6 protein-coding genes are annotated in these 3,623 nt (G+C 69.5%); 4 read left to right on the top strand and 2 right to left on the bottom strand.

Going from position 1 to position 3,623, the window contains the following annotated elements; translation table 11 throughout:
* Positions 1–430, top strand: a 430-nt coding sequence (locus tag NL1_RS35765; RefSeq protein WP_281180906.1) for an inositol monophosphatase family protein, incomplete at its 5' end; no start/stop codon positions are given.
* A 120-nt stretch (positions 431–550) separates the two neighbouring features.
* Here NL1_RS35765 and cei read toward each other — a convergent pair.
* Positions 551–1,228, bottom strand: a complete 678-nt coding sequence (gene cei / locus NL1_RS35770) for an envelope integrity protein Cei (protein ID WP_067849353.1) — start codon at positions 1,226–1,228, stop codon at positions 551–553.
* A gap of 376 nt (positions 1,229–1,604) precedes the next feature.
* Here cei and NL1_RS35775 point away from each other — a divergent pair, with 376 nt between their 5' ends.
* Positions 1,605–1,907, top strand: coding sequence for a DUF4193 domain-containing protein (locus NL1_RS35775; protein WP_067779587.1), 303 nt, complete (start codon positions 1,605–1,607; stop codon positions 1,905–1,907).
* 57 nt (positions 1,908–1,964) lie between these two features.
* Here the strand turns inward: NL1_RS35775 and NL1_RS35780 are convergent, their stop codons facing one another.
* Positions 1,965–2,477: a DUF3093 domain-containing protein gene (locus tag NL1_RS35780; protein WP_245673744.1), complete on the bottom strand. Its 513-nt coding sequence runs from the start codon at positions 2,475–2,477 to the stop codon at positions 1,965–1,967.
* A 62-nt stretch (positions 2,478–2,539) separates the two neighbouring features.
* Between NL1_RS35780 and dut the strand changes: the two genes are divergently transcribed.
* Positions 2,540–3,040: a dUTP diphosphatase gene (gene dut / locus NL1_RS35785; protein WP_067849350.1), complete on the top strand. Its 501-nt coding sequence runs from the start codon at positions 2,540–2,542 to the stop codon at positions 3,038–3,040.
* Between the two features lie 4 nt (positions 3,041–3,044).
* A partial coding sequence (locus NL1_RS35790) for a DUF3710 domain-containing protein (protein WP_156095215.1) occupies positions 3,045–3,623 on the top strand: 579 nt, incomplete at its 3' end.

Genomic DNA, 3,623 nt, shown 5'->3' on the forward strand with positions numbered 1-3,623 from the left:
GGGCGCCACGGCCACGGCCGCCGACGGCACGGTCCAGCGGCTGCGGTGCAGCCCGGTCGAGGATGTCTCGATGTCGTTGGTGGCCACCGGGTTCGGCTACGGCGTGCACCGGCGCACCCGGCAGGCCGAGCTGATCGCGCGCGTGCTGCCCCGGGTACGTGACATCCGTCGCTTCGGCGCGGCCGCGCTCGACCTGTGCCACGTGGCCGCCGGGCGGGTCGACGCGTACTACGAGCACGGGCTGCACGCCTGGGACTGGGGCGCGGGCGCGTTGATCGCCGCGGAAGCGGGTGCGCGCCTGACGCTTCCGCCCGCGACCGCGACCGGAGCGGCGGGCGATCTCGTCATCGCCGCCGCGCCCGGCATCGCACGGGAACTGGGCATGCTGCTGGCCGAAGTCGGCGCGACAGAGCCGATTCCGGATCGGTGATCCCATGCCGCGCCGCCGGGAGGTGGCGCGGCACGTTGCCGCGTGATGCGCCGGGCGGCCGCTTGTCGATCGATGCGGCATCGATCGCGTCGGCCGGCGCGCGGGGTCAGCCGTGCGGGGTCAGCAGTGCGCGGTGCGCGCGGCGTCGAGCAGTTCGCTGTCGATCGCGGGGTTCGCGCCCGGCGCCGGGTTCTTCAGCGAACGCAGCACCTCTTCGGCGTCGTTGCTCGGCCGCAGGTCCCGGAACAGCGAACCGAGCACCAGGTCGACGCTGTCGTCCTCGCGCTGATCCTCGATCAGTTCGGCGCACGGCGCGACCAGCTGCACCGAGGCTGCCGCGGGCCTGCCGTTCACGCCGAAGCGGATCTGGCCCGCGCATTCCAGGTCGCCGTTGACGTATATGGAATCGTTGCCGTACTGCGTGCCCGGTGCGCTCGCGAAGCCGAGATCACCGAGCTGCGCCGCGACGTGCGCGGCCTGGCCACGCTGGTTGTTCGCGTTGAGCACGCGCACCTTGCTTGCGGCGAGCGGCGCGGGTTCCACGTCCTGCAGGCGCGACGAGCCGACCCGCTGGCCCAGCTTCGGCGCCGGCGCCGCGCCGGGTTCGCTGGCTGGGCTCGGCGCATTGCAGGCCATCGCGGTGGTGTCGGTGTCCTGCGTCGTCAACGCTTTGATCCACACGATCGCGCAGATCAGCGCCATGACGCCGAGCATGATGAGCCAGGGCTGGGGGCGGCGTCGAGCGTAGGGTTGCCCCTGCGAATCTGTCGCGCTGCCTTCGGTGATCAGTGAAACCACGAGCCACACTCTACGAAAATGTCGCGGCGGCGGTGCGGAAGGTCTCGGCGAGTTCCAGCGTTGGTGTCGATTCCCCGACAGTTTCGACTCGGCTGTGTTTTGATTGCGACTTTTGTCGCGCGGTCCGCTATTGTCTGGCGGCCCAGATCGAATCACCAGCGGCGAAATCGGTGGTCGGTCGCGGGAACAAGTAGGGCATGTCCTGCGTTTACCGAGCGCTACGGGGTATGGATTCTAGTGATCCTCCCTGATAGGTGACCGGTGCACGTGTGATGTGCACCACCGGCGGGGCGGTGTGGACGCCCGATTCCAGCAAGGAATCGGCGTGTCGGCAGCCGGTCCGGGATATACGGAGTAAGGACGAGGGGAAGACGACATGGCAACCGACTATGACGCACCGCGGCGCACCGAATCCGACGATGTGTCGGAAGATTCGCTGGAGGAGCTGAAGGCTCGTCGCAACGAGGCACAGTCCGCCGTCGTGGATATCGACGAATCCGATACCGCGGAGTCGTTCGAGCTTCCCGGCGCGGATCTGTCCGAGGAAGTGCTTTCGGTCCGGGTGATCCCGAAGCAGGCCGACGAGTTCACCTGTTCCAGCTGCTTCCTTGTTCACCACCGCAGCAGGCTGGCCAGCGAGGCAGGCGGTCAGATGATCTGCATGGATTGCGCGGCCTGATCGTTCGCGCAATCGCCGAATACGGCCGGACCCCCGGGGTTCGGCCGAGGGTAACTGTCAGTCCGCGCTCGGCAGCCCGAGCGCGGCAAGGACCTTTTCCGGTCGGCGCGTACTGACCAACCAGTACGGCGTCGGATCGTCCGGATCGTCGAGGACCAACAACACCATCGGGCCGATCCACGGACGGTGTTGCACATAGGCGGCGGGATCGAGCTGGCGGCCGAGGGCCGCGCTCTTCGCGGTGGGAGCGACCACCGCGGCGCGAGCCACGAAATTCACCGGCAGATGCGCGCGGTCGGCGCGCAACTCGGGCGTCCCCTGGGCGTCCTCGGCCACCGCCACGCGATGGCGGCTCAACCACAACAGCACCCACGCGGGGATCGGGAACAGCAGAACGTAGGGCAGCCAGGCCCGGATTCCCGGTGCGCCCATGTGGATTTCGGCGGCGAGCAGTCCGGCGATACCGAACGCGACCGGCCACCACCACAGCGGCACCCAGAGTCGCTCACTGTAGGGCTGGCGGGTCCGTTTCTCGTTGTCCGTCACCGAAGGGTTGGGCCTGTCCGACACGACTCAACAGTAGGCCACCGTCCCGCCAGAGGAACGCCGAGGTACGCGTAGGCTCGACCAACGTGAGCGCACTTTCACCGATACCCCTGCTGCGGCTGGATCCCGGCATTCCCGTGCCGACGCGCGCCCATGAGGGCGACGCGGGCGTGGACCTGTGCACCACCGAGGACGTCATCCTGGAGCCGGGGGAGCGGGTGCTGGTCGGCACCGGTATCGCCGTGGCGCTGCCGGTCGGCACGGTCGGGCTGATCCATCCCCGGTCCGGGCTGGCCGCCAAGGCCGGGCTGTCGGTGGTGAACACGCCGGGCACCGTGGACGCGGGTTACCGGGGCGAGATCAAGGTGTGCCTGATCAATCACGATCCGCGCACGCGCATCGAACTGCGCCGTGGCGACCGGATCGCGCAGCTGCTGGTGCAGCGGGTGGAGCTGGTGGACTTCGTCGAGGTCGACCGGCTCGACGAGACGACGCGGGGTGCGGGCGGCTACGGGTCCAGCGGCGGCCACGCCGTCCTGGGCACGGAAGCCGACGGGGTGGGCCGGGCGACCGGCCGGGAGGCGTGAGGCGATGTTCGGAAAGAGAAAGAAGCAGTCGGACCGGTTCGCCGAGGACCAGTACGACGATTACGCCGAGTACGACGACGTGGACTACGACGCCGAGTACGACGAACTGTCCTACGGCGAATCCGTCGAGGACGCAGCCGGTTTCGACGACCGCCCGGAGGGCGAGCGGACCGGCCCCTACGACTACGACGAAGTAGCGGAGCTGCTCGACGCGGTGGTCGAGCAGCGTCTCGACCTGGGTTCGATCATCCTGCCGGTGCCGCCGGGCGGCCAGCTACAGGTGGAGATGACCCCGGACGGCACCCCGCAGGCGGTGCACCTGGCCACCGAGCACGGCCGCATCACCGTCGCCGCCTACGCGGCGCCCAAATCGCCCGGCCAGTGGCGCGCGGTGGCGGCCGATCTGGCCGACTCGTTGCGCAAGGACGGCGCGCGAGTCGCCGTGGAGACCGGTCCGTGGGGCAGGGAGATCCTGGCCATCACCGAGGGCGCGGACCTGCGCTTCATCGGCGTGGACGGCTACCGCTGGATGGTGCGGCTGGTCGCGGCGGGTCCCTCGGGCGCGGCCGAGGACGGCGCGCCC

Source organism: Nocardia lijiangensis NBRC 108240, from assembly GCF_001613045.1.
Lineage (GTDB): Bacteria > Actinomycetota > Actinomycetes > Mycobacteriales > Mycobacteriaceae > Nocardia > Nocardia lijiangensis.